Origin of the sequence: Methylobacterium sp. Leaf87 (assembly GCF_001422775.1) — a bacterium.
In the GTDB taxonomy this organism is placed as follows: Bacteria; Pseudomonadota; Alphaproteobacteria; order Rhizobiales; family Beijerinckiaceae; genus Methylobacterium.
Genome location: NZ_LMMI01000004.1, coordinates 70,696 through 96,249 on the forward strand (window position 1 = coordinate 70,696; position 25,554 = coordinate 96,249).

At 69.3% G+C, this 25,554-nt stretch carries 21 protein-coding genes; 12 read left to right on the forward strand and 9 right to left on the reverse strand.

Going from position 1 to position 25,554, the window contains the following annotated elements; translation table 11 throughout:
- Nucleotides 1-143: 143 nt before the first annotated feature.
- Both ASF22_RS04185 and ASF22_RS04190 read right to left on the reverse strand, forming a co-directional pair.
- A complete protein-coding gene (locus tag ASF22_RS04185; RefSeq protein ID WP_056174782.1) occupies nt 144-1,175 on the reverse strand; it encodes an aspartate-semialdehyde dehydrogenase in 1,032 nt (343 codons plus the stop codon).
- A gap of 246 nt (nt 1,176-1,421) precedes the next feature.
- Nucleotides 1,422-2,432 carry an LLM class flavin-dependent oxidoreductase gene (locus ASF22_RS04190; RefSeq protein ID WP_056261760.1) on the reverse strand — a complete coding sequence of 337 codons (1,011 nt, stop codon included), beginning with the start codon at nt 2,430-2,432 and terminating at the stop codon, nt 1,422-1,424.
- 265 nt (nt 2,433-2,697) lie between these two features.
- Here ASF22_RS04190 and ASF22_RS04195 point away from each other — a divergent pair, with 265 nt between their 5' ends.
- From ASF22_RS04195 to ASF22_RS04210, 4 genes are all read left to right on the forward strand, one after another.
- Entirely contained in the window at nt 2,698-3,570 is an 873-nt protein-coding gene (locus tag ASF22_RS04195) for a hypothetical protein (RefSeq protein WP_244474195.1), read from the forward strand.
- Nucleotides 3,571-3,675: 105 nt separating this feature from the next.
- Complete coding sequence (locus ASF22_RS04200; RefSeq protein ID WP_056174784.1) at nt 3,676-4,077, forward strand: hypothetical protein; 402 nt, start codon at nt 3,676-3,678, stop codon at nt 4,075-4,077.
- A 199-nt stretch (nt 4,078-4,276) separates the two neighbouring features.
- The gene (locus ASF22_RS04205) at nt 4,277-5,083 is read left to right on the forward strand and encodes a VTT domain-containing protein (RefSeq protein ID WP_244474196.1); all 807 of its coding nucleotides are present in this window, start codon (nt 4,277-4,279) and stop codon (nt 5,081-5,083) included.
- Nucleotides 5,084-5,430: 347 nt separating this feature from the next.
- Entirely contained in the window at nt 5,431-6,879 is a 1,449-nt protein-coding gene (locus ASF22_RS04210; RefSeq protein ID WP_082483509.1) for a HAMP domain-containing sensor histidine kinase, read from the forward strand.
- A 31-nt stretch (nt 6,880-6,910) separates the two neighbouring features.
- Here ASF22_RS04210 and bioB read toward each other — a convergent pair whose 3' ends face one another.
- Complete coding sequence (bioB, locus tag ASF22_RS04215) at nt 6,911-7,933, reverse strand: biotin synthase BioB (protein ID WP_056261765.1); 1,023 nt, start codon at nt 7,931-7,933, stop codon at nt 6,911-6,913.
- 58 nt (nt 7,934-7,991) lie between these two features.
- Nucleotides 7,992-8,876 carry a fumarylacetoacetate hydrolase family protein gene (locus ASF22_RS04220; protein WP_056261767.1) on the reverse strand — a complete coding sequence of 295 codons (885 nt, stop codon included), beginning with the start codon at nt 8,874-8,876 and terminating at the stop codon, nt 7,992-7,994.
- Between the two features lie 378 nt (nt 8,877-9,254).
- On the opposite strand from ASF22_RS04220, the gene ASF22_RS04225 reads away from it, so the two are divergent.
- Entirely contained in the window at nt 9,255-10,574 is a 1,320-nt protein-coding gene (locus tag ASF22_RS04225) for an outer membrane protein transport protein (protein ID WP_056261769.1), read from the forward strand.
- Between the two features lie 744 nt (nt 10,575-11,318).
- Here ASF22_RS04225 and phaC read toward each other — a convergent pair.
- The gene (gene phaC / locus ASF22_RS04230) at nt 11,319-13,121 is read right to left on the reverse strand and encodes a class I poly(R)-hydroxyalkanoic acid synthase (RefSeq protein ID WP_056261773.1); all 1,803 of its coding nucleotides are present in this window, start codon (nt 13,119-13,121) and stop codon (nt 11,319-11,321) included.
- A gap of 148 nt (nt 13,122-13,269) precedes the next feature.
- Here phaC and ASF22_RS04235 point away from each other — a divergent pair, with 148 nt between their 5' ends.
- The 4 genes from ASF22_RS04235 to ASF22_RS04250 all read left to right on the forward strand — a co-directional run bounded on the left by ASF22_RS04235 (nt 13,270) and on the right by ASF22_RS04250 (nt 15,896).
- On the forward strand, nt 13,270-13,617 hold the full coding sequence (locus tag ASF22_RS04235) for a hypothetical protein (RefSeq protein WP_082483511.1): 348 nt from the start codon (nt 13,270-13,272) through the stop codon (nt 13,615-13,617).
- A 186-nt stretch (nt 13,618-13,803) separates the two neighbouring features.
- Nucleotides 13,804-15,051 (forward strand): LL-diaminopimelate aminotransferase, encoded by a 1,248-nt coding sequence (locus tag ASF22_RS04240; protein WP_056261887.1) that lies wholly within the window; start codon nt 13,804-13,806, stop codon nt 15,049-15,051.
- A 172-nt stretch (nt 15,052-15,223) separates the two neighbouring features.
- On the forward strand, nt 15,224-15,436 hold the full coding sequence (locus ASF22_RS04245; protein WP_056261778.1) for a hypothetical protein: 213 nt from the start codon (nt 15,224-15,226) through the stop codon (nt 15,434-15,436).
- A gap of 142 nt (nt 15,437-15,578) precedes the next feature.
- Nucleotides 15,579-15,896 carry a hypothetical protein gene (locus ASF22_RS04250; RefSeq protein ID WP_244472897.1) on the forward strand — a complete coding sequence of 106 codons (318 nt, stop codon included), beginning with the start codon at nt 15,579-15,581 and terminating at the stop codon, nt 15,894-15,896.
- Here ASF22_RS04250 and ASF22_RS04255 read toward each other — a convergent pair.
- Nucleotides 15,884-16,246 (reverse strand): DUF2809 domain-containing protein, encoded by a 363-nt coding sequence (locus ASF22_RS04255; RefSeq protein ID WP_056261891.1) that lies wholly within the window; start codon nt 16,244-16,246, stop codon nt 15,884-15,886. The genes ASF22_RS04250 and ASF22_RS04255 overlap by 13 nt on opposite strands.
- A gap of 165 nt (nt 16,247-16,411) precedes the next feature.
- Here ASF22_RS04255 and prfB point away from each other — a divergent pair.
- A protein-coding gene (gene prfB, locus ASF22_RS04260) for a peptide chain release factor 2 (protein ID WP_156368860.1) occupies nt 16,412-17,540 on the forward strand; the annotation gives its coding sequence in 2 pieces (ribosomal slippage) (nt 16,412-16,480 and nt 16,482-17,540; 1,128 coding nt in all).
- A 22-nt stretch (nt 17,541-17,562) separates the two neighbouring features.
- On the opposite strand, the gene ASF22_RS04265 is transcribed toward prfB, so the two are convergent.
- Both ASF22_RS04265 and ASF22_RS04270 read right to left on the reverse strand, forming a co-directional pair.
- The gene (locus ASF22_RS04265) at nt 17,563-18,819 is read right to left on the reverse strand and encodes a M23 family metallopeptidase (RefSeq protein WP_056261784.1); all 1,257 of its coding nucleotides are present in this window, start codon (nt 18,817-18,819) and stop codon (nt 17,563-17,565) included.
- A gap of 112 nt (nt 18,820-18,931) precedes the next feature.
- Complete coding sequence (locus ASF22_RS04270) at nt 18,932-19,399, reverse strand: peroxiredoxin (protein ID WP_056261787.1); 468 nt, start codon at nt 19,397-19,399, stop codon at nt 18,932-18,934.
- 138 nt (nt 19,400-19,537) lie between these two features.
- Here ASF22_RS04270 and ASF22_RS04275 point away from each other — a divergent pair, with 138 nt between their 5' ends.
- Nucleotides 19,538-22,987: a DUF3971 domain-containing protein gene (locus ASF22_RS04275; RefSeq protein WP_056261789.1), complete on the forward strand. Its 3,450-nt coding sequence runs from the start codon at nt 19,538-19,540 to the stop codon at nt 22,985-22,987.
- Nucleotides 22,988-23,011: 24 nt separating this feature from the next.
- On the opposite strand, the gene tyrS is transcribed toward ASF22_RS04275, so the two are convergent.
- A complete protein-coding gene (tyrS, locus tag ASF22_RS04280; protein WP_056261792.1) occupies nt 23,012-24,289 on the reverse strand; it encodes a tyrosine--tRNA ligase in 1,278 nt (425 codons plus the stop codon).
- 113 nt (nt 24,290-24,402) lie between these two features.
- On the opposite strand from tyrS, the gene ASF22_RS04285 reads away from it, so the two are divergent.
- Nucleotides 24,403-25,542: an anhydro-N-acetylmuramic acid kinase gene (locus ASF22_RS04285; RefSeq protein ID WP_200927094.1), complete on the forward strand. Its 1,140-nt coding sequence runs from the start codon at nt 24,403-24,405 to the stop codon at nt 25,540-25,542.
- Nucleotides 25,543-25,554 lie beyond the last annotated feature (12 nt).

The following is a 25,554-nucleotide window of genomic DNA, read 5'->3' on the forward strand; positions in this document are numbered from 1 at the left end:
AAATAGGAAATTATTGAAGATAAATCGGCTCTGCCCGCGCGACCGCTGGCGAGTGCCCGAACGAAAAACGCCGCCCCGGAAACGGGACGGCGTGATAGTAACACTGCAAAGAACCCGGTCCGCGACGGACCGGGGGAGGGGACTCAGGCGGCCTGATGGCGCGGCAGCAGCTTGCGGTTCACCAGCATCTCGGCGATCTGCACGGTGTTGAGGGCGGCACCCTTGCGCAGGTTGTCCGACACGCACCAGAACGCGAGGCCGTTCTCCACGGTGGCGTCCTCGCGGATGCGCGAGATGTAGGTGGCGTCCTCGCCCGCCGCCTCGTGCGGGGTCATGTAGCCGCCCGGCTCGCGCTTATCGACCACGAGGATGCCGGGGGCCGAGCGCAGGATCGCCCGGGCCTCGTCGGCCGACATCGGGCTCTCGAACTCGACGTTGACCGCCTCGGCATGGCCGATGAACACCGGCACCCGCACGCAGGTGGCCGTGAGCTTGATCTTCGGGTCGAGCATCTTCTTCGTCTCGGCCATCATCTTCCACTCTTCCTTCGTGAAGCCGTCTTCCATGAAGACGTCGATCTGAGGGATGACGTTGAAGGCGATGCGCTTGGGGAACTTCTCCTGCACCATCTGACCGGCGGTGAAGACCGAGCGGGTCTGCTGGAACAGCTCGTCCATGGCGTCCTTGCCGGCGCCGGAGACCGACTGGTAGGTCGAGACCACCACCCGGGTGATCTTCGCCACATCGTGCAGGGGCTTCAGGGCGACGACGAGCTGGGCCGTAGAGCAGTTCGGGTTGGCGATGATGTTGAGCTTGGAGAAGCCCAGGATCGCGTCCGGGTTCACCTCGGGCACGATGAGCGGCACGTCCTGATGGTAGCGGAACGCCGACGAGTTATCGATGACGACGCAGCCGGTCTGGCCGATGCGCGGCGACCATTCCTTGGAGGTCTCGCCGCCCGCCGACATCAGGCAGATGTCCGTGTCGGAGAAATCGTAGGAATCGAGCGCCTGCACCTTCAGGATCTTGTCGCCGAATGAGACCTCCTGCCCCATGGAGCGGCGCGAGGCGATGGCCACCACCTCGTCGGCGGGAAACGCCCGCTCGGACAGGATATCCAGCATCTCGCGGCCCACATTGCCCGTGGCACCGACGACGGCGACCTTGTAACCCATGATCCTCACCAATCCGCTCGATGCGCCCGGCCCGGGGCCGGCGCCCGGCACGAGCGCGGCGGCACCATTCGGGATCGGACGCCGTGTCCAGACCCTCCCCGCCGTGCGCCGCGCCGCCCCTTCGGGTGGCGCGGTCGCCTGCCGGCCGCGGAGGTCACACCGCAGCGCGGCATGATTCGTCAAGGGCGGGAGCAAGACGCCTTGCTCCCGAACCTGTCAAGGGTTCGGAGCCCCGGGGAAGGGCGCCTACGCCACCCGCGCCGGCCGCTGCGCGAGCCCTTCGCGGATCTCGGCCAGGATCGTGTAGGAGCGCCGGCGGGCCGCCGGATCGTGGATCGCGCTCGCGACCATGAGCTCGTCCGCTCCGGTCTCGGCCACCAGATCGACGAGACCCCGCGCGACGGTCTCGGGCGACCCGACGAGGGCGCGGGCGAGCATCCGCGAGGCCTGGGCCTTCTCCGCCGGCGACCAGTAGGTCTCGATGCTGTCGATGGGGGGCTGCAGCAGGCCGCGCGTGCCGCGCAACAGGTGCGTGAACTGCTGCTGGGCCGAGGTGAACAGGCGGCGCGCCTCGGCGTCGGTGTCGGCCGCCACCACGTTCACGCCGATCATGGCGTGGGGCTTCGGGCAGTGCGGGGAGGGGGTGAAGTTGGCGCGATACGTCGCCAGCGCCGGCAGCAGGGCGTCCGGGGCGAAATGCGACGCGAAGGCGTAGGGCAACCCGAAGGCGGCGGCGAGTTGCGCCCCGAACAGGCTCGACCCCAGGATCCACAGGGGCACCTTCAGCCCCGTGCCCGGCACGGCCTGCACCGCCTGACCCGGCTGGAGATCGCCGAACAGCGCCTGGAGTTCACGCACGTCCTGCGGAAAGGTGTCGGCTGCCTCCGGCATGCGGCGCAGGGCCCGCGACGTGCGCGGATCGGTGCCGGGCGCGCGGCCGAGGCCGAGGTCGATCCGGCCGGGATACAGCGCCTCGAGGGTGCCGAACTGCTCGGCGACCACCAGAGGCGCGTGGTTCGGCAGCATGATGCCGCCGGCACCGACGCGGATGCGCTGCGTGCCGCCCGCGAGATAGCCGACCACCACCGCCGTGGCCGCGCTGGCGATGCCGATCATGTTGTGGTGCTCGGCCACCCAGTAGCGCCGGTAGCCGAGATCCTCCGCGTGTCGGGCGAGCGCGAGGGCGTTGCGCAGGGCATCCCCGGGGGTCGAGCCCTCGGGCACCGGGGCGAGGTCGAGGACGGAGAGCGGAATCATAGCGTGTCGGTATCCCTGATCGCGCCCGAGCTCGGACCTGAACGTCCCCCGTTCGAGAGATCGCGACGGGGAAGCGCGGAGACAAGCCGGGGCTCCCATGCGGCCGCCGCATGGGTCGGCGCCCCCGACCTTTAAGGTGCGATTCACCGAGACCGAGAAATCCGCCGCCGATCCCCGCGTGGGAAACCGGATCGTACCGGGTGATCCGCGAGGGTCGACGCCACGGGTCGTCCAGGGGGGCCGCTCGTCCGGCGGAGGGGTGCGGTTGCGGCGGATCACCACGAGCGACGACACGGCGGAGAGACCCGGTTCGACCGGCGGCCAGCGGCATCCCTCGACGGCCCTGCGGATCTCCGCGCGCCTCGCCTGCGCGGCGGCCGCCATCGCAGCGCTCAGCCTGCTCGCCCGCGAGAGTCGCGAGAACGGCAGGACCGGCCCGCCGCCCGGGGCGATGGCGGGCGATGCCCCGACGGTCATGTCCGAGGCGCCGAAGCCGTTCGTGCCGAGCGTGGGCGTCGCCGTCCGGCCGGCCGTACCCACCGCCATGGCAGCGCCGCGTTTCCGCCTCGACGATCCCGATGCCCTGGAGCCGGCCCGTGCCGAGGGAACCCGCATCGATCCCGCCAGCGGGCGTCGCGAGGAGACCCTGAACCAGGGCGCCTTCCCGAACATCGAGGCGCCCTATCTGCGCCTGACCGTCGGCGATACGGGGCAGGGGGACCCCACCCCCGGCCTGTTCGTCACCCTGGTGCGGCGCGCGGCGGACGGGCCGGGCCTGTCGGTGATCCGCACGGGCGAGCGCGGACGCCTCGCGACCAAGTTCGGCCTGATCGAGACCCTGGAGGCGACCTTCAGCGGCCCCCTCGACCGGGTCTGCACCGGTTTTGCCGGATCGGCCGGCGCGGCGCTCCGCTTCGAAGGCTGGCTCTGCGCTCCCCTCGGGCAGGCACCGGAGCCCCGCGCCGTGGCCTGTGCCCTCGACGCCCTGGTGCCCCTGGCGCCAGGCGTTCCCGGCTTCGATGGTCCGCGCGATCCGGCCTGCCGCCCGGCCCCCGACACCCGAACCGGCTCCCTGGCGGTGGTGGGCAAACGAAAAAATGAGGCTCAAGTGCGGCGGAACACGCAAGCGCGGCCATAATTGTGGAACCAGCCCTGGGCTCGCACGTCGTATCCCCATAAGGACGGCCGAGTTTCTTAATCAGTTCGGCCTACACATCCTCCTCTCATCTGAACAAGGTGCATCATGCGCGCTGCCACGATTGCCCTGATGGGCGCCCTGACCCTCTCCGGCGTCGGACTCAACACCGCCGCCGAGGCCCAGGGCCGCTACGCTCCCGCCGGCGTGCGCGTGAGCCAGCCGCTTCCGATCCGCATTCGTCCGCGCAGCTGGCTCGATGCCGGCAACGTCGTCGAAGCCAACAACGGTTCGGTCAGCAACCCGGCCACCAACCCGCAGCTCATCACGGCGAGCTACCTGAACTCCCCGCCCTACGGCCGCAACGATCGTTTCGGCACCGGCATCCTGGCCGATCCGATCACCAACGGTCCCTTCATCGGAGCCCGGTCGAGCGCGATCCGCAACATCGACTTCTCGCCGCTCGACCCGATCCTCGATCCGACCTCGCCCCTGGCCGGTCGCTACTGAGCGATCCGATCGCGACGTGAATCGAGCGGCGTCGTCCCCCGGGACGGCGCCGCTTTCGTTCGCCTCGAAGAGCTTTCGTTCGCCTCGAAGACATGTCGAATTCCCGTCGCGTCGCGATTACAACGGCGAATCTCCGGCCGCACCGTCGCCCGCCGGGTCGGACGCGCCGCACATGATCACAGAGGAGACGGCTCGCGACGTGCCCCGAGGGTCTGGCTGGCGCCGAGCCCTGCGCTGGCTGCCGATCGCGTCGCTGGTCACCGTATCGCTGGCGATCCTCGTCTCGGGGGTCGCACACCTCCTCGACCTCGACACGCTCCTGGCCTCCCGCGCCTGGCTGACCACGGCGGTGGCAGGGAATCCGATCGGCGCCATGGCGGTGGCGGCCCTCGCCTACGTGACTGCTGTGGTCGTCTCCGTCCCCGCGAGCCTGTTTCTCACGGTCCTGTGCGGCTTCCTGTTCGGCATCGTGCCGGGTGCGCTCATCGCCGTGGCCTCGGCGAGCACGGGCGCGGCCATCGTTTTCTCCATCGGCCGCGGGCCCGCCTCGGAACTGCTGCAACGGCGGGCGGGTCCACGCCTAGCCGGCCTCGCCGAAGGGTTCCGCCGCGACGCCTTCGGCTACGTCGCCTTCCTGCGGCTCCTGCCCATCTTCCCGTTCTGGCTGACCAACCTCGCGCCGGCCGCGTTCGGCGTTCCCCTGCGCACCTTTCTGCTCGCCACGATCGTCGGCCTCAGCCCCGGTGCCCTGGTCTACGCCACCACGGGTGCCGCCATCGAGGAAGTGGTGGCGGCGCACGAGACCGCGAAGGCCGCCTGCATCCTGGCGGACGGCGCGGATTGCGGGCAGACCCTGACCCTGCGCAGCCTGATCACTCCGAAAATGCTCGCCGGCCTCGGTGCCCTGGCGGCCTTCGCGCTCCTGTCCGTCGTGCTGCGCCGCCGCCTGGCCCGACGACCGGGACGGGATCGAGACGGCGACGCGGAAATCGGTTCCGGCATCTGACGCGCGCGGCCGAAAGCGCAGCCCGGTTTTCGTTCATGTAGAATCGTACTAGAAACGGCGTCCAAGCCAACCACATTCCTGTCATGATGCGGAAGAAGCATAACGGCGGGGAGACATCCCGCCAAAACCTGGACTGTCGCCTCGTATATTTTATTCAGAACGGCGATCCGAGCATCGAATTTCGCGTCGCTGTTCCGATGGACCTTGCTGGGCATGATACGTGATGTTCGATGGATCGAGACTTCGATCCGGAACAACGATCACGATTGAGAGCTTTTCACACGAAATTCCTATTGCCGAGGTTGAAAGTCTTGACCAGGTCTCGCTCCGAACCCGAGACTCTCTCCATGGGCACGTCCGTCACCGCCCCGGCGGCGGACGCGGAACCGGTCCATCCCTGGTGGATCCGCCGGAGGATCGGCCTCTCCGGCCGGGTGTTCCTGCTGACCGTCGCCCTCGTCGGCCTGTGCGAGGTCCTGATCTACGTTCCGACGGTGGCGAACTACCGGGTGATGTGGTTGTCGGACCGGATCGCGGCGGCCCGGGTGGCCGCCCTCGTGGTCGATGTCTCGCCCCGTTCCGGCGTCTCGAACGACCTCACCGAACGGCTTCTGCGCGGCGTCGGCGCCCGCGCGGTGATCGTGTCCGGCAGCGACGCCCGCAAGGTCATCGCCCGTGAGCCTCTGCCGGACTCCGTGTCCCGCGTCGTCGATCTCGGGGCCAACAGTTGGGGGCACTCCATCGCGGGCACTTGGTCGACCCTGTTCCTGCCGGCATCAACGCCGATCCGGGTCGTTGGCAAGCCCCAGGAGGGCTTCGATCCGGTGGAGGTCATCCTCGACGAGGCCCCCCTGCGGCGCGCCATGGTGGCGTTCTGCCTGCAGTTGCTCGGCACCTCGCTGATCATCGCGGCGGTCGTCGCCGGCCTCGTCTTCTTCGTGCTGCAGCGGGTCATCGTACGGCCGGTGCGGCTGCTCGTCTCGAACATCACCGCCTTCGCCGACGATCCGGAGGAGACCGCCCGGGTCATCGTTCCGTCGGGGCGCAACGACGAGCTCGGCGACGCCGAGACGGCCTTGGCGCGAATGGAGACGGCCCTGGCCGGCGAGCTGCGGGCCAAGCGGCACCTGGCCGATCTCGGCCTCTCCGTCAGCAAGATCAACCACGAGATGCGCAACCTTCTCACCACCGCGCAACTGCTCGGCGATCGCCTCGAAGGGGTCACCGATCCGGTGGTGCAGCGCGTCGCCCCGCGCCTGGTCGCCACCCTCGGCCGCGCGATCCGGTTCTGCGAGGAGACCCTGGCCTACGGGCGGGCGACGGAACGCCATCCCCAGCAACGCACGGTTCCGCTCGCGCCGCTCCTCGCGGATCAGGCCGATCTGTCCGGATGCGCGCCGGACTCGCCCGTGGTCATCCAGGAGCGGTGCACAGCGGACCTCACCGTGCATGCCGACCCCGAACAGCTGTCGCGGGCGCTCGCCAACCTCGTGCGCAATGCGGTCCAGGCCATGGCGGACGAGAAATCGAACGATGCTCCCCGGATCATCCTCGAGGCGAGCCGGACCGGCGACACCGTCATGATCCTCGTCAGCGACAACGGTCCGGGCCTGCCGGCGCGCGCGCGCGCGCATCTGTTCGCCCCGTTCAAAGGGTCGACCCGGCCCGGCGGTACCGGCCTCGGCCTCGCCATCGCGGCGGAGCTCATCGGCCTCAACGGCGGCACGATCACCCTCGATCAGAGCGAGACCGGCGTCCGGTTCCGGATCACCCTTCCGGCGGAGAAGCGGGCCTGACTTAAGGCCCTGCGCCGACGCCCCGGCAGGCCTACTCGGCCGCCGCCAGGGTGAGACCCGGGACGGTGATGCCGATGTCGCGCAGCAGTTCGGCGTCGGCATCGGTCTCGTTGTTGGCCGTGGTCAGCAGGCGCTCGCCGTAGAAGATCGAGTTGGCCCCGGCGAGGAAGCACAGGATCTGCGCCTCGCGGGTGAGGTCCTTGCGTCCGGCGCTGAGGCGCACGCGGGCGCGCGGCATCACGATGCGGGCCGTGGCGCACATGCGCACGAGGTCGAGGGGATCGACGGGCGGGCGCTCCGCCAGGGGCGTGCCCGCGACCGCCACCAGGGCGTTGATCGGCACGCTCTCCGGGTGCGGTGCGTGGTTGGCCAGCACCTGCAGCATGGCGGCGCGGTCCGTCACGCCCTCGCCCATGCCGACGATGCCCCCGCAGCACAGGCCGATGCCGGCGTCGCGCACGTTCTGAAGGGTGTTCAGACGGTCCGCGTAGGTCCGCGTGGAGATGATGTCGCCGTAGAAATCCGGCCCGGTGTCGAGGTTGTGGTTGTAGGAGGTCAGCCCGGCCTCGGCCAGACGCGTCGCCTGCGAGGGGTTGAGCATGCCCAGCGTCACGCAGGCCTCCATGCCGAGATTGCGCACGCCGCGCACCATGGCGAGGACCGCGTCGAACTCCGGCCCGTCCTTGGGCTGGCGCCAGGCCGCGCCCATGCAGAAGCGGTGCGCGCCGGAGGCCTTGGCGGCGGCGGCCTCCTTCAGCACGGCGTCCACGGGCATCAGCCGCTCGCGCGGGACGCCGGCCTCCTTGTGGTGGGCCGATTGCGGGCAGTAGGCGCAATCCTCGGGGCAGCCGCCGGTCTTGATCGACAGGAGCGCCGCCCGCTGGATGTCGGCCGGGTCGTTGTGGGCGCGGTGAACCTCCGCCGCCCGATAGACGAGGTCGAGGAGCGGCAGGTCGTGGATCGCCTGGATCTCGGCCACGGTCCAATCGTGCCGGATGGCGGAGGTCGCCAGGGCGGGGCGGGGTGCGGCAAGCGCGGTCATCGTCTCGATCATGGCTCCAGAAGACGAATCCCGGCCGGAAAATCAAGCCGGCCGCCGAATTCCCGCGCCCTCAGTGGGTCGGCTCGCCCGCCGCGACCTTGGCGGTCCAGTCGTCGAAGGCCACCACCTCCTGGCGCTGGCTGCCGAGGCCGTCGATGCCCAGCGTCACCACATCGCCGCTCTTGAGGAAGCGCGGCGGCTTGGCGCCCATGCCGACGCCGGGGGGCGTGCCCGTGGTGATGACGTCGCCGGGCATCAGCATCATGAAGTGCGACAGGTAGGCGACGATCTGGGCGACGCCGAAGATCATCGTTGCCGTCGAGCCGGTCTGCATCCGCTCGCCGTTGACGTCGAGCCACAGGCCGAGGGCGTCGAGGCGCGGGATCTCGTCCAGGGTGACGAGCCAGGGACCCAACGGTCCGAAGGTCGGGCAGCCCTTGCCCTTGGTCCAGGTTCCGCCGCGCTCGAGCTGGTATTCGCGCTCCGACAGGTCGTTGCAGACGCAGACGCCCGCCACGTAGGACAGGGCCTCGTTGGCGTGGACGTAGGAGGCGCGCGCGCCGACCACGATGGCGAGTTCCACCTCCCAGTCCGTCTTGGCCGACCCCTTCGGTAGGATCACCCGGTCGTTCGGACCGACGATACAGGACGGCGCCTTGTTGAAGACGATGGGCTCGGCCGGGATGCTGGCGCCGATCTCGGCGGCATGGTCGGCGTAGTTGAGGCCGATGGCGATGAAGTTTCCGGTGCCGGCGACGCAGGGGCCGAGGCGCGTGTCGGGCGGCAGCAGGGGCAGGCTCTCGGGGTCGATGATGCGCAGGCGGTCGAGCCCTTCCCGCGAGAGAGCCAGACCGCCGAGATCGCGCACGTGCCCGGACAGGTCGCGGAGACCGCCCCCCGCGTCCACCATCCCCGGCTTCTCGTCCCCGCTCGCACCGTGCCGCATCAGCTTCATCGCGCAACTCCCTCGCATGAACCCAGAGACGCCATCGCTCACCGAGGGCGCCGCCGCAAGGGTGACGCAGACGCGGCCAGACCGAAACCCCACGGCCCGCTGTTACAGGAATGCGACACCCGTCGACGGAAACCGAGCCCCGATCACTTTTGCGTCGAATCGGGGAACGATGACGAGACGGTTCACATCTGAACTAAAATTATCCGTCGTCGGGGCGATACGTGAAGCGCACGAGAACGACAATCATTCGACAGGTCATTCATGAAAATATACTAGTCAATTCAAGCAACGATCCGATTTGCGAAGTCGCGAACAGTCCGCCACTCTGCCCCTCAAGATGCCGGCTTCGAGCATCATTCCAGGGCGGGGAAGACATCCATGGCAATCACGTTGCGTTCCATCGCCCTCGCGGGCGTCTCGTCGGCGATGCTCCTCGGCGGAATCGCGCATGCGTCCGCCGGCGCCTTCGGCATCCGCGAGCAGAGCACCCTGGCCCAGGGCCAGGCCTTCGCCGGCGCCGCATCCGGCTCAGGCGGCGTCTCGTCCATGTTCTGGAACCCGGCGGCCGTGACCATGCGTCCGGGCTGGGTGACCGAGCAGAACCTCACCTTCATCGGCCTGTCCGGGCACATCACCCCGCAGACCGGCACCAATCCGGGCTTCCTGCCGCTCGGCGGCAGCAACGACATCGGCCAGGGCGCGATCGTGCCCTCGGGCGCGACCTCGTACCAGCTCAACGATCGGCTCTGGATCGGCATCCAGACGGGGGCCCCGTTCGGCCTCGTGACCAAGCCGCGCAACGTCTGGGCCGGCGAGCTCTACGGCCGCTCCAACCGGATCTTCACCCTCGCCTTCAATCCGGTGATCGGCTTCAAGGTGAACGAGTGGCTGTCCGTCGCGGCCGGTCCGAACATCGAGTATTTCCGCCTCACCCTGCGTCAGGCGGTGCCGCTGCCGATCAACCCGGCCGCCCTGCCGAGTTCGTTCCTCAAGGGCGATTCGTGGGGCGTCGGCTTCACGGCGGGCGCGCTCATCACGCCGCGGGACGGCACGATCTTCGGCGTCGGCTACCGCTCCTCGGTCCATCACGACATCGAGGGCTCCATCGGCGTGCCGCTGCTGGCCCTCGCGCCCCTGGGCGGTCAGGTCCGGGCCAACCTCAACACGCCGGAAAAGCTCAGCGTCGGCCTCACCCAGGCGGTGTCGCCCGTGGCGCGCGTCAGCCTCGGCTTCGAGTGGGACAACTGGAGCCGGCTGGGCACCGTCGGCATCGTCTCGAAGACCCGCGGCGTGCCCGTGAGCTTCCTGCCCCTGAACTACAAGGACGGGTTCACCTACTCCATCGGCGGCGAGTACGACTGGTCGCCCGCTCTCACCGTGCGGGCCGGCGTGGCTTACGAGGAATCGCCCATCGACGTCTCGAACCGCTCCGTGCGCCTGCCCGACAACGACCGCGTCAACGTCTCGGTGGGCGCGAGCTACCGCTGGAGCGAGAAGCTGACCCTGAACGTCGCCTACTCGCACCTCTTCCTGGACAAGGGCCGCATCCTGTCGGGCGCGGGCCGCGACTACAACGTCCAGAACATCGCCTTCGCGGGCGTGGCCGAGGGCAGCGCCGACCTCGTCTCCGTCGGCTTCCGCTACGTGTTCGGGGACGTGGCGGTGCCGGCCGCCGCACCGATCATCCGGAAGTATTGAGCGCCGCGTCCCATCCCCGACCGTCGCGCGGAGCACCTGGGCCAACCCTTTCCCCTGTGCGGGAGAGGGTGCCTGCGGAGCAGGCAGGAGAGGGGCGACCTCTCCGGATGGGGCGCTCCCCTCATAAGGAACTTCGTCCCGGCCCGACCCGCTGCGCGGGCCACCTTCTCCCGCACAGGGGGAGAAGGATTCTTCGGTGCGTCGCCGGCGCCCGACACCGAAATTTCTTGACAATATTCCTATTTCGTGGTTCAGTCCGGTCACTCGCCTCCCACACGGGAGGTCCCCCGGCGGACCGGGTCGGGGGGCTCGGGGGAGGAGACGGCGCCTGCGTCGATGGCCCGGTTCGCCATCGCCCCGGGCGGCACACGCGACGCAAGGTGCCCTGGACGGGGAGGCCGTGTTGAGGCTGACTCCGGGACCCTGGGGCGCACCGAGACAACGGACGGTCCGCCCACTACGAGGCGGGCTCGGGGCTTGACCCTGATCAGTCGGCTGCCGCACCGGCGTTCCCGAAAAGGGGCGTCGCGTCGCGCGGAGGTGGGCCGCTACTAGCCGAGTCGTGTCGTGCCGTGTTGGACGCCGTGACGTCGAAGAGGGTCGGCTCCGCCAGACGGGGCCGGACCGAGGGACGCCGGGAAACCGGCTCAAACCTTTACAAACGTGGTTTCGCGGCGTCCCGCGTCTCCCGTTGCCAGCCGTCCCCCGCGCCGAACCGGCGGCGGGGCGCTGGCGCGTGCGCGGTCAGGCCTTCATCCGCACATACGTTCCGGGCGCGGGCCCGAGGGAGGGAAGACCGGCCTCGCCGGGTACACGCGCCGGCACGCGGGCCGGGGCCTGATGCTCCAGCCACGTGAACCAGTACGGCCACCACGAGCCCTTGGTCTCCGTCGCCGCCGCGATCCACTGGTCCAGGGTCCCGCTCACGGGGCCTCCGGTCCAGAAGCCGTATTTCGGCTTGGCCGGCGGGTTGACCACCCCGGCGATGTGGCCGGATCCGGCCAGCACGTAGTCGACGGGACCGCCGAACTTGGTCGAGCCCTCGAACACCGACAGGGCCGGGGCGATGTGGTCCTCGCGGGTGGCGAGGTTGAAGACCGGCACCTCGACCTTCTTCAGGTCGAGGCGGACGTTGCCGAGCATCATCTTCCCCTGCGCCAGGGTGTTCTCGAGGTAGCAGTTGCGCAGGTAGAACGAGTGGTTGGCCGCCGGCATCCGGGTGGCGTCGGCGTTCCAGTACAGGAGGTCGAAGGGCATCGGCGTTTTGCCCTTCACGTAGTTGTTCACGACGTAGGACCAGATCAGGTCGTTGGGCCGCAGCATGTTGAACGCGGTGGCCATGCCGGTGCCCTCGAGGTAGCCGCGCTTCTTCATGCGGGCCTCGATGAGGCGGATCTGGGTCTCGTCGGCGAACACCTTCAGGTCGCCCGCATGGGTGAAATCGACCTGGGTGGTCAGGAAGGTGGCGCTCTTGATGCGCTTGTTGCCCGTGGCCGCCTGCATCGCCAGGGTGACGGCGAGCAGGGTGCCGCCGACGCAGTAGCCCGCCGCCGCCACCTCGTTCTCGCCCGTGGCGATGCCGATGGCGTCGATGGCCGCCTCGATGCCCTCGCGCATGTAGGCCTCGAAGTCCTTGTCGGCGTGGCGCTCGTCGGGGTTCACCCACGAGATGCAGAACACCGTCAGGCCCTGGGACACCATCCAGGCGATGAGGCTTTTGGCCGGGTTGAGGTCGAGGATGTAGAACTTGTTGATCCACGGCGGCACGATGAGGAACGGGCGCTTGATCACCGTCTCGGTGGTGGGCGCGTACTGGATCAGCTCCATCAGGTCGTTGCGGAACACCACCTCGCCGGGCGTCACCGCCACGTTGACGCCGACCTCGAAGCCCGCCGCCGGGTCGGTCTGGCGCACGCGAAGCTGACCCTTTCCGGCCTCGATGTCCTCGGCCAGCATCTTCATGCCGCGCACGAGGTTGGCGCCGTTCTCGTCCAGGGTGTGGCGGAGGAGCTCGGGGTTGGTCATCACGAAGTTCGACGGCGACAGGGCGCCGACGATCTGGCGCAGGTAGAACTGCGCCTTGTGCCGGGTGTGCTCGTCGATCCCGTCGGCCTCCTCCACCAGGCCTTCGGCCCAGCGCGAGGTGATGAGGTAGCTCTGCTTGATGAAATCGAAGATCGGGTTGGTCGACCATTCGGCGTGGGCGAAGCGCGTGTCCTTGGCCTCCGGCACGGCGACGGGCTGGGCTGCCTCGCCCTGGAAGCGGTTCCAGGTCTGGCCCCACAGGTTGATGAAGGCCTCGCTGAGCTTCGCCTGCGCCTCGACGGTCTTCTTCGGATCGACGAGCCAGCGTTCGGCCACGGTCCCGAGGGTCCGCACCACGTCGTTGACTTCCTCCGGCGGCTCGGGGGGCGCCTTCAGCACATCGATCTCGGTGGCGGGCTTCATGTAGACGGCAGCGGCCCGACCGAACTCCTCCATGAACCGGCTGGCATTGCGCGACAGGGCGTCGATGTCGGGCAGCGGTGTCGTCCGTTCGGTCGTCACGCGGTCATCTCTCCCTGGCCGAAGGCGCATTCGCGGGGGACCGGCACCGGGGTGGGCGACGGCGGCGCGGGGCCTCGTTTCCGACAAATTAACGCGGCATCGGGAGCTTACGCCAGACCGCATCGCATTTCATCGGCCAACATCCGTCATGCTCCGGCTCTCCATGATCGCCCCTGCGCGCATCGTCGCGACCGCCGCCTGCCTCGTCGCCGTGGCGGGGTTCGCCGGGGCGTGCTCGAGCGACCTCAATCCCCTGAAGGCGGCCTATCAGCCCGGCCCGGCCGCCCCCGCCTTCGTGGCCGAGTCGCGCAAGCCCGGCGGGGACTTCCTGCCCGTGGGCGTCTCGGCGCCGGCCCGCACGATCCGGGCGAAATCCGCGGAGGGGACCAAGGCCCTCGAGGCCGAACTCGAAGGCGCGCGCGGCCGCAACGAGGCTCAGGGACGCTCGGCCGAGAGTGCCGGCCGTGCGACCCGCCCGGCCTCCGCGACGCCCTGAAGCATCCGCCGGGACCACCCTGCGGACCACCCCGAGACGAACTTTCCTTGGGAGCGGGGCCAAAAAGATAACGGTCGGCGCGAAACGCGCGAAGTGTTAGACCACGCCGGCATCTCCGGGTGATGACAGCCCTTTACCTTTCGCGCGCCTCGGTCCCGATCCGCGCCCATGGACACCGTGAAGGCCATGACCGACTTCCATCGCATCAAGCGCCTGCCTCCCTACGTCTTCGAGCAGGTGAACCGGATCAAGGCCCAGGCCCGCGCCAACGGCGCCGACATCATCGATCTCGGCATGGGCAACCCGGACCTCGACGCGCCGCGTCACGTCATCGCCAAGCTGGTCGAGACCGCCGGGCGTCCGCGCACGGACCGGTATTCGTCATCCAAGGGCATCGCCGGCCTGCGCCGGGCCCAGGCGAACTACTACAAGCGCCGCTTCGGCGTGAGCCTGAACCCCGACACCCAGGTGGTGGCGACGCTGGGCTCCAAGGAGGGCTTCGCCAACATGGCCCAGGCCATCACGGCGCCCGGCGACGTGGTGCTGGTGCCCAACCCCAGCTACCCGATCCACGCCTTCGGCTTCCTCATGGCGGGCGGCGTGATCCGCTCGGTGCCGGCCGAGCCGACGCCAGCCTTCTTCCCCGCCGTCGAGAAGGCGATGCAGCACTCGATCCCCAAGCCCGTGGCGATCGTGGTCTGTTATCCCTCGAACCCGACGGCCTACGTGGCGAGCCTCGATTTCTACCGGGACCTCGTCGCCTTCGCCAAGCGCCACGAGATCATCATCCTGTCGGATCTCGCCTATGCCGAGGTCTATTTCGACGGCGAGCCGCCGCCCTCCGTGCTGGAGGTGCCGGGCGCCATCGACTGCACGGTCGAGTTCACGTCCCTGTCGAAGACGTTCTCCATGGCCGGCTGGCGCATGGGCTTCGCCGTGGGCAACGAGCGGCTGCTGGCGGCGCTGACCCGGGTGAAATCCTACCTCGATTACGGCGCGTTCACGCCGATCCAGGTGGCGGCGACCGCCGCGCTGAACGGACCGGAGGACTGCATCGCCGAGATGCGCTCCATCTACAAGAAGCGCCGCGACGCCCTCATCGAGTCGTTCGACAAGACCGGCTGGAAGATCCCCAGCCCCTCCGCCTCGATGTTCGCCTGGGTGCCGATCCCGGAGAAGTACCAGGCGCTGGGCAGCCTCGAATTCTCCAAGCTCCTCCTGGAGAAGTCCGACGTGGCGGTGGCCCCCGGCATCGGCTTCGGCGAGCACGGCGACAACTTCGTGCGCATCGCCCTGGTCGAGAACGAGCAGCGCATCCGGCAGGCCGCCCGCAACATCCGGCGGTTCTTCGACAGCTCCGATCGGACGCTCCACAATGTGGTGCCCCCGGTCGCCGCCCCGGCCGGATCGCCCCCCCTCGCCAAGGCCGGCTGAGGCGCAAGGCCGGCTGAAGCGCAAGGCCGACTGAGGCGTACGCCGCCGCACTTGTTGCGCGGCGGCGACAGGCACCGGCAAAGCGGTGCACGGCCGGCCGCCGCGGCTTGTCACCCGTGGCCGGCATCCGCAGGGTCGGGCGATGTCGCGAGTTTCATTCGCAGAGGATCGCATGCGCCGATTGACCCTGATTGCCGCGCTGGCGTTGGCCGCGTCGGCCGGCGCCTGCGCCCCGAAGCCCATCGTCGCCCGTGACCCCGTCCCGGCGCCGGCGCCGGGCCTCGGCTATGCCTGCGGCTCGCGCCCGGTGGTGCTGAACGCGTTCTACTCGAACTGCACCCCGATCCAGCGCGAGTCCGAGGTGGTGATCCACTCCAAGGGCTGACGGCAACGCGCCTTTCCGTTTCCCACAGGGCGAGGCCGCGCAGTCGCGTGGTGACGCCGAAGGGCCACGGACAGGGCGCCGGGTTTGCGCCATGGTGGGCGGCAGACGTATCCCTCCGATCCTCTCTCCCTGGAGCCTGCCCGTGTCGCTGACCTCGCGAACGATCCTCGCCGCCGGCCTCGTCGGGCTCGGACTCACCGCATCGGCCGTGGCCGAGACCCGCTACCACGCCGCCGACGGACCGGTGGTCCTACCCACAGACTTCGCCACGGGACGTCCGTTCCCCGATGATCCGCGCGCCATCCCGGTTCCGAGCGTGATGAACGGTGGGGGGTTCGGTTTCACCGGCACCGAGTATTTCAGCGACAGCCACAGCGAAGGCCGCCTCGACGGCTCGACCCGTCCGCGCGAATACGTCCTCAACCCGGCCCGCATCGGCCCGCAGGATTATCGCCGCTGAGGATCGGACGGCGCGCCCCGGGTGGGCGTGCGCCGCAGGCGTGAATCCACGAGGACGGCGCCGGCGATGCCAGCTGCGTACGCCGTGAGGTTCCACAGGGAGAAGATCCGTCCGAGCAGGAGCTGTCCGGCCAGGGTTGCCCGGAATGCGTCGAGCCCCGGCGCGTGGACGAGGCGCACCAGCTCGACGGCAAGCGCCACGAGGGCGGCCAGGACGACGATGCGGCGGCGCGGGCGCGGCAGGACGGTCGCCACGAGGCCGTAGACCATCGCGCCCCAAAGGATCGACCCGCCATACTTCACCAGGGCCGGCGGCAAGCCCAACGGCACGAGGCGCAGGACCGTGCCCATCGCCACAACCGCGACGGTGGCGGCGAGGAGCGTCGGGCGTTCCTGGGGCGGGGCGGTCGCGGTTCATGGTCCGGGTCGTCATCGGGGAGCGCTCCGGCGTTTACACCATGCGGGCGGGTCGGTATCACCCGCGCTCACACCTCGCACACGAGCCCGAAACACCAGATGCGCGCCGAGATCGAACAACTCTCGGATGCCGCCAAGCAGTCGATCGGACTGCTGAGGAGGCATCTTTGACTGGGATACCGTCGAAAAACGCCTCGCGGAGCTGAACGCGGCGTCCGAGGACCCGGCCCTGTGGAACGATGCCGAGGCCGCGCAGAACGTCATGCGCGAGCGCACGCAGCTCGACGAGGCCTTCACCTCCATCAAGCGCCTGTCCCAGGACCTCGACGACGCCGCCACCCTCATCGAACTCGGTGAGATGGAGGGCGACCAGGACACGGTTCTGGAAGGCGAGAACGGCGTCCGCGCCGTCGAGAAGGAGGCCGCGCGCCGCCAGATCGAGACCCTCCTGTCCGGCGAGGCCGACGGCTTCGACACCTATCTCGAAGTCCATTCGGGGGCCGGCGGCACGGAGAGCCAGGACTGGGCCAACATGCTCCAACGCATGTACGGGCGCTGGGCCGAGCGCAGGAAGTACAAGGTCGAGATCGTCGAGTGGTCGGACGGCGACGAGGCCGGGATCAAGGGCGCCACGCTCCTGATCAAGGGCCACAACGCCTACGGTTGGCTCAAGACCGAGTCGGGCGTGCACCGGCTGGTACGGATCTCGCCCTACGATTCGAGCGCGCGCCGGCACACGAGCTTCGCCTCCGTGTGGGTCTATCCGGTGATCGACGACCGCATCGTCATCGAGATCAAGGAATCCGACTGCCGCATCGACACCTACCGCTCGTCGGGCGCCGGCGGCCAGCACGTGAACACCACGGATTCCGCCGTGCGCATCACCCACAATCCCACCGGGATCGTGGTGGCGTGCCAGCAGGAGCGGTCGCAGCACAAGAACCGGGCCACCGCCTGGAACATGCTGCGCGCCCGCATGTACGAGGCCGAGTTGAAGAAGCGGGAGGAGAAGGCCAACGCCGAGGCCGCCGCCAAGACGGATATCGGCTGGGGCCACCAGATCCGATCCTACGTGCTGCAACCGTATCAGCTGGTGAAGGACCTGCGCACGGGGACGCAATCCACCGATCCGGACGCGGTGCTCGACGGGGCGCTGGATCCGTTCATGGAGGCATCCCTGGCCCAGCGTGTCTACGGCGGCGCCGACGCGGTCGAGGATCTCGACTGAGACTTTTCGGGCGACCCTTCTCTCAAGGAACCTGAGCGAGGGCGTCGGCCAATCGAAGGAAGCGCTGCGGATCGACGGGCTCCCCGTCGATCCGGGTCTCGTAATGCAGATGGCTCCCCGTCGAGCGGCCCGTCGAGCCGACGCGGCCGACGAGGGCCCCGGCTGCGACCCACTGCCCCGGTGTCACCGCGTAGGCTGAGAGATGCGCGTAGCGTGTCGCCAGCCCGTGGCCGTGATCGATCTCCACCATGTTGCCGTACCCGCCGTTGTAGTCGGCGACCGTGACGCGTCCGGCCGCCGTGGCGTAGGCCGGCTCACCGGTCTCGGCGCGCAGATCCAGGCCCGTATGCATGGCGTAGCCCCGCGTGAACGGGTCGAGGCGGGCGCCGAAGGTGCTCGACACCGGCATGTCGCCGGCGATGGGCCGTCGCAGGGGCAAGGTCTCGGTGATGCGGCGAAGGGCGGCCGCCTCGGTGACGGCCCGTTGCGCTTGAGCAGCGGCGATCCCGAACGGATCGTCGCCGAGGGGCACCAGGGGGCCGCCGAGGCCGGGCTCGCGCGACTCGAACCGCGACGGATCCAGGCCTGTTCGGGCAACGAGTCCGCGTAGGCGCTGAGCCGTGCGTCCGGCACTCGCGCCGATGCCGGCGACCGCTCGGGACTGAGCCTCGGCCAAGCCGTCGAGGCGGCGCGCCAGATGGGCCACGACGAGGCCGGTGCGGCGGAAGGATTCCCGGGCGCCGCGCAGATCCAGGGGCTCGACCGGGGAATCTACAGCCGGCCCCGGTTCCGGTGTCGGGAACGGCTTGGCCGTGGCGCCGGGACGCCGCTGGGCGGCCTCACGCACGATCTCGTCCTCGGCCGGTACCTGGGCCGGCAATTCGGGCAGGCGGGACGCCATGGGGTCGCCGGCCAAAGCCGAGAGTACGCCCTGACGCGATTCGAGGGCAGCCTGGCGCCGGGACAGATCGGCCAGACGCGTCGCGAGGCCGTCGCGCGTCGTCACCTGCTCCACGGTTGCCCGTTCGAGTTCGAAGCGGAGGGCGGCGATGCGCGACTCGTAGCCGTACTGCATCGTACTCTGCTGCGACACGAAGCGAGCCAGCACTTCGTCGTGGAACACGAGGTAGTAGGTGGCTCCACCGGCCCAGGCCGTCGAGAGTGCCAACGCTGCTCCGAGGACCCGCAGACCGGGTCCCCGCCCGAAGGGACCGGCTCCCGATCCGGCCACGGCCTTAGGCTTCGCCGTGTCGTGGGGCTGACGGGTGAGGAAGGGCATCGACGTGAACCTGATCCAACACGCACCATCTGGCCGGATCAGGGTTAACGAAGGCTCACCATCACGCCTTGGGATTCACCATGCGGGTCAGGGGCGTCACGCCGTTGCCGGCTCAGGCCTCGCCCTGCGCCGCCGCCAGGACCTCCTCGGCATGGCCCGGAACCTTCACCTTCGTCCAGATCCGGACGATGCGGCCCGAGCGGTCGAGGAGCATCGTCGTACGCTCGACCCCCATGTACTTCCGGCCGTACATGCTCTTCTCGACCCACACCCCGTAGGCCTCCAGCATGGCCTTCGACTCGTCCGAGGCCAGCGGAATGGTAAGGTCGTACTTCGCCCTGAACTTGTCGTGGCTCTTCACCGAATCGGGCGAGACTCCGATCACGATCGTGTCGGCAGCCGCGAATGCGGGCCCGAGGGCGTTGAATCCCTGCGCTTCCAGGGTACACCCGCTCGTGTCGTCTTTCGGGTAGAAGTACAGAACCACCTTGCGGCCGGTGAGATCGCCCAGGCGGATGGCGTCGCCGCCAGCCCCGGGCAGATCGAAGTCGGGAGCCTGATCTCCGGTAACGAGGGGCATGATGCCTTCCTTTCGGCCGATTGATGGTGTGCCTGGGGCCAACGCCATGGCCCGGGTCGAATGCCCGAGAAGCCTTTCCTCCACGGACCGCCGCTCGATAGCCCGAGGGTGCGTTCCGATCCAGCGGCTCACGGATTGATGGTTCAGGACACGGTCACGGGTTTGCGGCCGGGCCGCGTGGCCGGACGGCGGCGGCGCTGGGTCCTCTGGCCCGTACTGATCCTCGTGCTCGGCGTCGGCCTCGGGCTCGCCGGCCTGGTTTGGCGCTTGTCCAACGGTCCCCTGCGCATCGACGGCATGTCGGAGCGTGTCGCATCGGCCATCGCCGGCAGCATCGGCACGGGCTGGCGCGTGACCTTGCGCGACAGCGCCCTGGAGCTCGATTCGGAAAATTCCCTGGCCCTGCGGGTGGCCGGGCTCGACATCTACAACTCCGAGGGTGCCCTCGTGGTGCGGGCGCCGCAGGCCGTGGTGAGCCTCGACACCTGGGGCCTCGCCCGCCTCTCGGTCCAGCCGCGCGCCATCGAATTCCGCGACCTCCAGATGACCGCCCTGGTTCACCGCAACGGCGCCATCGCGTTCGCGGCGAACGACCCCGATCAGGCCGGGGCCGTCCAACCCCATACCCTGCCGAGCGTCGACGCCACGCAAGGGGCCGTTTCGCCGATCTCGGCCACCGTGGCGTCGATCTTCGGAGTGGTGCTGGATTCCGCCGGGATCGTCGGGGCGCTCGACCGGGCGCGCATCACCAACGGCCGCCTCACCCTCATCGACGACGACGCCCGCCAGCGCGCGGTGTTCGAGCACGTCAACGGCCTGTTCCGGCGCGACGCCACCCGCAACGCCCGCGTGTTCGAACTGCGCATCGACGGTCCGCACGGGGAATGGCGTTTCGGCGGCGACGTGCAGGAGGCCGGCGGCACCCGCCGCACGGGCATCATCACCCTCGACGATCTGCCGATCACCGACCTGCTGCTGCTCTCCGGTCAGTCGAAGCTGCCGGTGGAGACCGACCTCAAGCTCTCGGCCAAGGCCGACGTCGCCCTCGACGCCGGACGGATCGAGTCGATGGCGGCCACGATCCGAACCAGCGACGGCAACTTCCTCATCGAGGAGAAGGACTTCAACCCCGTCACCATCGACAGCCTCGCGGCGAAGGTGAGCTGGGACGAGGCGGGCCGGGCGATGAAGCTCGATGCCCTCGACTATCGCGGCGCCGGCAACTCGGCTCGTCTCACCGGGGCCTGGACCGCAGGGGCTCCGGATTCCGACATCGCCTGGACCATGAGCCTCGCCGGGCGCGACGCCACCCTGCGGGGCGCCAACGCGCAGGACCGCCCCGTCGCGATCGAATCCCTGTCGGCGCATCTCACGGGGCGGGCCGGCGGCATCGCCATCGACGATTTCTCCGTCAAGGCCGGCCCGGCGAGCGGGCGGATCACCGGCACCCTCGGCACCACCGCCGACGACGACGGGCTGACCCTGCGCATCGCCGCGGCCAACACCGATGGGCGCATGGCCATGCGCCTGTGGCCCGAACACGTGGCGCCGGCGGCGCGCAACTACCTCGTCGATTACCTGCGCGGGGGAAAAGTCGACAGCGTCGACATCACCGTCGACATGAGCGGCAGCGAACTCGCCGCCGCGACGCGCGGCGAACCGATGCCCGACAATGCCGTGCACATCGCCTTCGCCGTCTCCGACGCGACGCTCGCGGTCTCGGACGACGCGCCGCCCCTGAGCCGTGGCCGCGTCACCGGTGTCATCACCGGCCTCACCACCACCATCCGCAACGTGACCGCCGACCTGCGCATGGCCGACAACCGCGTCCTGTCCATCACCGACGGATCCTTCGTCATCCCGAAGATCACCCCGGAGGCGGTGGTGGCGCAGATCGGCATGCGCCTCGGAGGCGGGGCCGATGCCCTCGTCTCCCTGATGCAGACGAAGATGTTCAAGACCCTGACCGGCGTCGACATCGATCCGGCCAGCGTGAAGGGCACGGCCGACCTACGCATCGACTTCCCGCTGAACCTCAAGCAGATCCCCGACCTGCCGGACCTGCCGGTGACCATCGGGGGCACGCTCACGGATGTCGGCGTCGACAAGGCCTTCGGCAAGGAGCGCCTCGACGCCGGGCGGTTCACGGTGTCCTACGATCGCGGCGCCTTCGCCCTCAAGGGCGATGCCCGCGTCATGGGCTCGCCCCTCACGGTGGATCTGCGTCAGCCCAAGCCCGGGGCGCCCGGCGAAGTTCTCGTCGGTCTGAGCCTCGACGAGGCCCTGCGCGCCAAGAAGGGCCTGCCCGTCGCGCCCCAGCTCACCGGCGCCATTCCGGTGAGGATCGCCGTGCCCATCGGACGCCCGGGTTCGGGCAAGCCGCCGATCCGGATCGAGGCCGATCTGGCCCGTGCGGGGATCGACGGCATCGTGCCGGGCTTCACCAAGGCCGCCGGAAAACCCGGCCGCCTCGCCTTCACGTTGATCGAGAACGCGTCGGGTGGCGGGTTCGAGCTGCGCGACATCGTCCTCGACGCAGCCCCGGCTGCGGCGCGGGGTACGGCGAGCCTCGGGGCGGACGGCCAGTTCGAGCGGGCCGATCTGTCGAGCCTGAAGCTCTCACCGGGCGACGACATGCGCCTGCAGCTCGAACGCTCCGGAAACACCTATCGGATCGGCGTGAAGGGCGCCGTGGCCGATGCCCGCCCGATCCTGCGCGGGCTCACCGGCCCGGATGGCAAAGGCAAGGCCGACGCCGCCCCGAAGGACATCGACGCCGACCTCTCCCTCGCCATCCTCACGGGCTTCAACGGAGAGGCTCTGACCAACGCCTCCGTCAAGCTCGTCCTGAAGGGGAAAGACGTACGCTCCGGCCGGGTCCAGGGCCGCTTCGGAGCGGCTCCGTTCACCGCTCAGATCGGCCGCTCGGACCAGGGCCCGACCCTGACGCTGGACACCCAGGATGCCGGCGCGACCCTACGGTTCGCCGACATCTACAAGCGGATGTATGGCGGCCGGCTGATCATGAGCACCGCTCTCAACGACGGACCGCAGGCGGGCGTCGTGCAGATCCGCAATTTCGTCCTGCGCAACGAGCCGGCCCTGTCGAGCATCATGGCGCAGGGACCGGCGAGCAGCGAGATCGTCGATGCGCGCGGCCGCAAGCAGATCGTGCAGAACGCCGGCAACGACGTGACCTTCGACCGCCTGCGCGCCAATTTCGTCCGCACCGGCGCGCGGGTCGACTTCACCGACGCGGCGATCTCCAACGCCGCCATGGGCTTCACCCTGAACGGCTACCTCGACACGGCGAAAGAACGCACGGACATCAACGGCACCTTCGTGCCGCTCTACGGCCTGAACAACGTGGTGTCGCAACTGCCGATCCTCGGACAGCTCCTCGGCGGCGGGCACAACGAGGGTCTGTTCGCCCTCAACTTCCGCGTCGCCGGCCGGCTGTCGAAGCCCGATGTCAGCGTCAATCCCCTTTCCGCCCTGGCGCCCGGCATCCTGCGCAAGCTCTTCAGCGCCGGCGGGGGCAACGACGGGATCATGGGGGCCGCGCCCATGGGCGAGACCGAACGATAGGCCGCGCAGCCCGGGCCGGGGCGTCTACCCGACCTTCAGCAGCACGTGCTTCTTGCGGCCGAAGGACAGCTTGATCACCCCGTCCGCCGTCACGTCGCCCGTGCGCAGCACCGCCCGCTCGTCGGTCAGCGCTACGTCGTTCACCCGCAGGCCGCCACCCTTGATCTGGCGGCGGGCCTCACTCGTGGACGGCACCAGCTTGGCGTATTCCGGACCGAAGGCCGAGAGCACGCCGAGCCCGGCATCGAGGAGGTCGGCCGAGACGATCACGGTCGGCAGATCCTGCGACACGCTGCCTTCGACGAAGGTCTTCCGCGCCGTCTCGGCGGCACTGTCCGCCGCCTCGCGTCCGTGCATCAGGGCCGTGGCCTCGCTTGCCAGGACCTTCTTGGCCTCGTTGATCTCGGCGCCCTGCAGCGCCGACAACCGGGCGATCTCCCCCATAGGCAGCAGGGTGAACAGCTTGAGGAAGCGGCCGATATCGGCATCTTCGGTGTTGCGCCAGAACTGCCAGTAATCGTACGGCGAGAGCATGCCGGCATCGAGCCACACGGCCCCGGCGGCGGTCTTGCCCATCTTGGCGCCCGAGGCCGTGGTGAGGAGCGGGCAGGTGAGGCCGTAGAGTTGCGGCGTGCCCATCCGGCGCCCGAGATCGATGCCGTTGACGATGTTGCCCCATTGGTCCGAGCCGCCCATCTGCATCGTGCAGCCGTAGCGGCGGTTCAGCTCGACGAAGTCGTAGGACTGGAGGATCATGTAGTTGAATTCGAGGAACGACAGTTCCTGGTCGCGCTCCAGCCGCATGCGGACGCTGTCCATGGACATCATCCGGTTGACGGAGAAATGCCGGCCGATATCGCGCAGCATCTCGATGTAGTTGAGCTTCGTCAGCCATTCGGCATTGTCGACCATGGTCGCGGCGTTGCGGCCGCCCTCGAACTTGAGGAACCGCGCGAACGTCTTCTGAATGCCGAGCTTGTTCTCCTCGATCTGCGCGAGGGTGAGGATCTTTCGTGATTCGTCGCGGCCGGAAGGGTCGCCGACCCGGGTGGTGCCGCCGCCCATGAGGGTGATGGGCGTGCCGCCCGTGGCCTGGAGCCAGTGCAGCATCATGATCGACAGGAGGTGGCCGACATGGAGCGAGGCCGCCGTGCAATCGTAGCCCACATAGGTGGTGAGCTGGCCTTCCAGCGCCGCCGCGTCGATGCCGGCAAGGTCCGAGCCCTGATGGATGAAGCCGCGCTCGGACAGCACTCGGAGGAAATCGGATTTCGGAGCGAAGGCGTCGGGCGCGGGGGACATGGACGGTTCCGGTGTCGGAGGATCACGGGGGTGGGACACGGCGCGGACCGGCGTGATAGCACCGCGCGTCATTGCGCCGGCTCTTAGCAGGGCTGACCGAGGAAGGCACGACCATGACCATGATGCGCGCCATCGGCCTGATGAGCGGAACGTCCCTCGACGGCGTCGACGTCGCCCTCATCGAGACCGACGGGCACGACGTGCGGGTGGTGCAGAGCCACAACGGCTACCTCGAACCCCTCGGCCCCACGGGCTATCGCGGCTACTCGGACGAGGATCGCGATCTGCTGCGCCGCGCGCTCGCCGATTCGGAGGCCGTCACGGCGCGGGAGGATCGGCCGGGGTGCCTTCCCGAGGCGGAAGCCTTCGTCACCGCTGCCCATGCCGAAGCGGTGGAGAGTTTCCTCGCCGACAACGGCCTGACGCCCGCCGACATCGACGTCATCGGCTTCCACGGCCAGACCGTGGTGCACCGGCCCGACCAGCGCATGAGCGTGCAGATCGGCGACGGGGCGGCGCTCAGCCGTCGCCTCGGCATCCCCGTGGTGTCGGACCTGCGCCACGCCGACATCGCGGCGGGCGGACAAGGCGCCCCCCTGGTGCCGGTGTTCCATCAGGCGCTCGCCCGCGCCTCGGGCTTCGAGGGCGCGCTCGGCATCCTCAACATCGGCGGCGTCGCCAACGCCACCCTCATCGCCTCGAACGGCGACGTCATCGCCTTCGACACCGGGCCGGGCAACGCGCTCATCGACGACTGGATGCGCGAGCGCACGGGCCGCCCCCTGGACGACGGCGGCCGCACCGCCGCGCGGGGGCGCCCGGACGAGCCGCTGTTGGCCTGGCTCCTCATCCACCCGTTCTTCGCGCGCCGGCCGCCGAAGTCGCTCGATCGCAACTGGTTCTCGCACAAGCTCGCCGGGCAGCTCTCGACGGAGGACGGCGCGGCGACGCTCACGGCCTTCACGGCGCGCGCCGTGGCGCGGGCGTTGGACCACGCGCCCGAGATTCCGGCCCGCTGGATCGTCGCCGGCGGAGGGGCGCGCAACGGCGAACTGGTGCGCCTCCTGAACTACCACCTGCGCGCCGAGATCACGACGGCCGACGCCATCGGCTGGTCCTCGGCCTATCTCGAGGCCCAGGCCTTCGCGCATCTCGCCGTGCGCTCGCTGAAAGGCCTGCCGATCACCTTCCCGTCGACCACGGGGGTGCGCGAGGCGATGACGGGCGGCGTGCTGGCGCGGCCGGAGGACTGAAGGCATTCACAC

What these genes read in the sequence shown, in the direction of transcription:
- ASF22_RS04200 (WP_056174784.1), top strand. Translation starts at nt 3,676, where the DNA reads ATGCGCGCTGCCACGATTGCCCTGATGGGCGCCCTGACCCTCTCCGGC.
- ASF22_RS04265 (WP_056261784.1), bottom strand. Translation starts at nt 18,819, where the DNA reads ATGCCCTTCCTCACCCGTCAGCCCCACGACACGGCGAAGCCTAAGGCC.
- ASF22_RS04255 (WP_056261891.1), bottom strand. Translation starts at nt 16,246, where the DNA reads ATGGGCACGGTCCTGCGCCTCGTGCCGTTGGGCTTGCCGCCGGCCCTG.
- ASF22_RS04190 (WP_056261760.1), bottom strand. Translation starts at nt 2,432, where the DNA reads ATGATTCCGCTCTCCGTCCTCGACCTCGCCCCGGTGCCCGAGGGCTCG.
- ASF22_RS04185 (WP_056174782.1), bottom strand. Translation starts at nt 1,175, where the DNA reads ATGGGTTACAAGGTCGCCGTCGTCGGTGCCACGGGCAATGTGGGCCGC.
- ASF22_RS04275 (WP_056261789.1), top strand. Translation starts at nt 19,538, where the DNA reads ATGGTTCAGGACACGGTCACGGGTTTGCGGCCGGGCCGCGTGGCCGGA.
- ASF22_RS04245 (WP_056261778.1), top strand. Translation starts at nt 15,224, where the DNA reads ATGCGCCGATTGACCCTGATTGCCGCGCTGGCGTTGGCCGCGTCGGCC.
- tyrS (WP_056261792.1), bottom strand. Translation starts at nt 24,289, where the DNA reads ATGTCCCCCGCGCCCGACGCCTTCGCTCCGAAATCCGATTTCCTCCGA.
- ASF22_RS04220 (WP_056261767.1), bottom strand. Translation starts at nt 8,876, where the DNA reads ATGAAGCTGATGCGGCACGGTGCGAGCGGGGACGAGAAGCCGGGGATG.
- bioB (WP_056261765.1), bottom strand. Translation starts at nt 7,933, where the DNA reads ATGATCGAGACGATGACCGCGCTTGCCGCACCCCGCCCCGCCCTGGCG.
- ASF22_RS04225 (WP_056261769.1), top strand. Translation starts at nt 9,255, where the DNA reads ATGGCAATCACGTTGCGTTCCATCGCCCTCGCGGGCGTCTCGTCGGCG.
- ASF22_RS04270 (WP_056261787.1), bottom strand. Translation starts at nt 19,399, where the DNA reads ATGCCCCTCGTTACCGGAGATCAGGCTCCCGACTTCGATCTGCCCGGG.
- ASF22_RS04240 (WP_056261887.1), top strand. Translation starts at nt 13,804, where the DNA reads ATGACCGACTTCCATCGCATCAAGCGCCTGCCTCCCTACGTCTTCGAG.
- ASF22_RS04235 (WP_082483511.1), top strand. Translation starts at nt 13,270, where the DNA reads ATGCTCCGGCTCTCCATGATCGCCCCTGCGCGCATCGTCGCGACCGCC.
- ASF22_RS04285 (WP_200927094.1), top strand. Translation starts at nt 24,403, where the DNA reads ATGACCATGATGCGCGCCATCGGCCTGATGAGCGGAACGTCCCTCGAC.
- ASF22_RS04210 (WP_082483509.1), top strand. Translation starts at nt 5,431, where the DNA reads ATGGGCACGTCCGTCACCGCCCCGGCGGCGGACGCGGAACCGGTCCAT.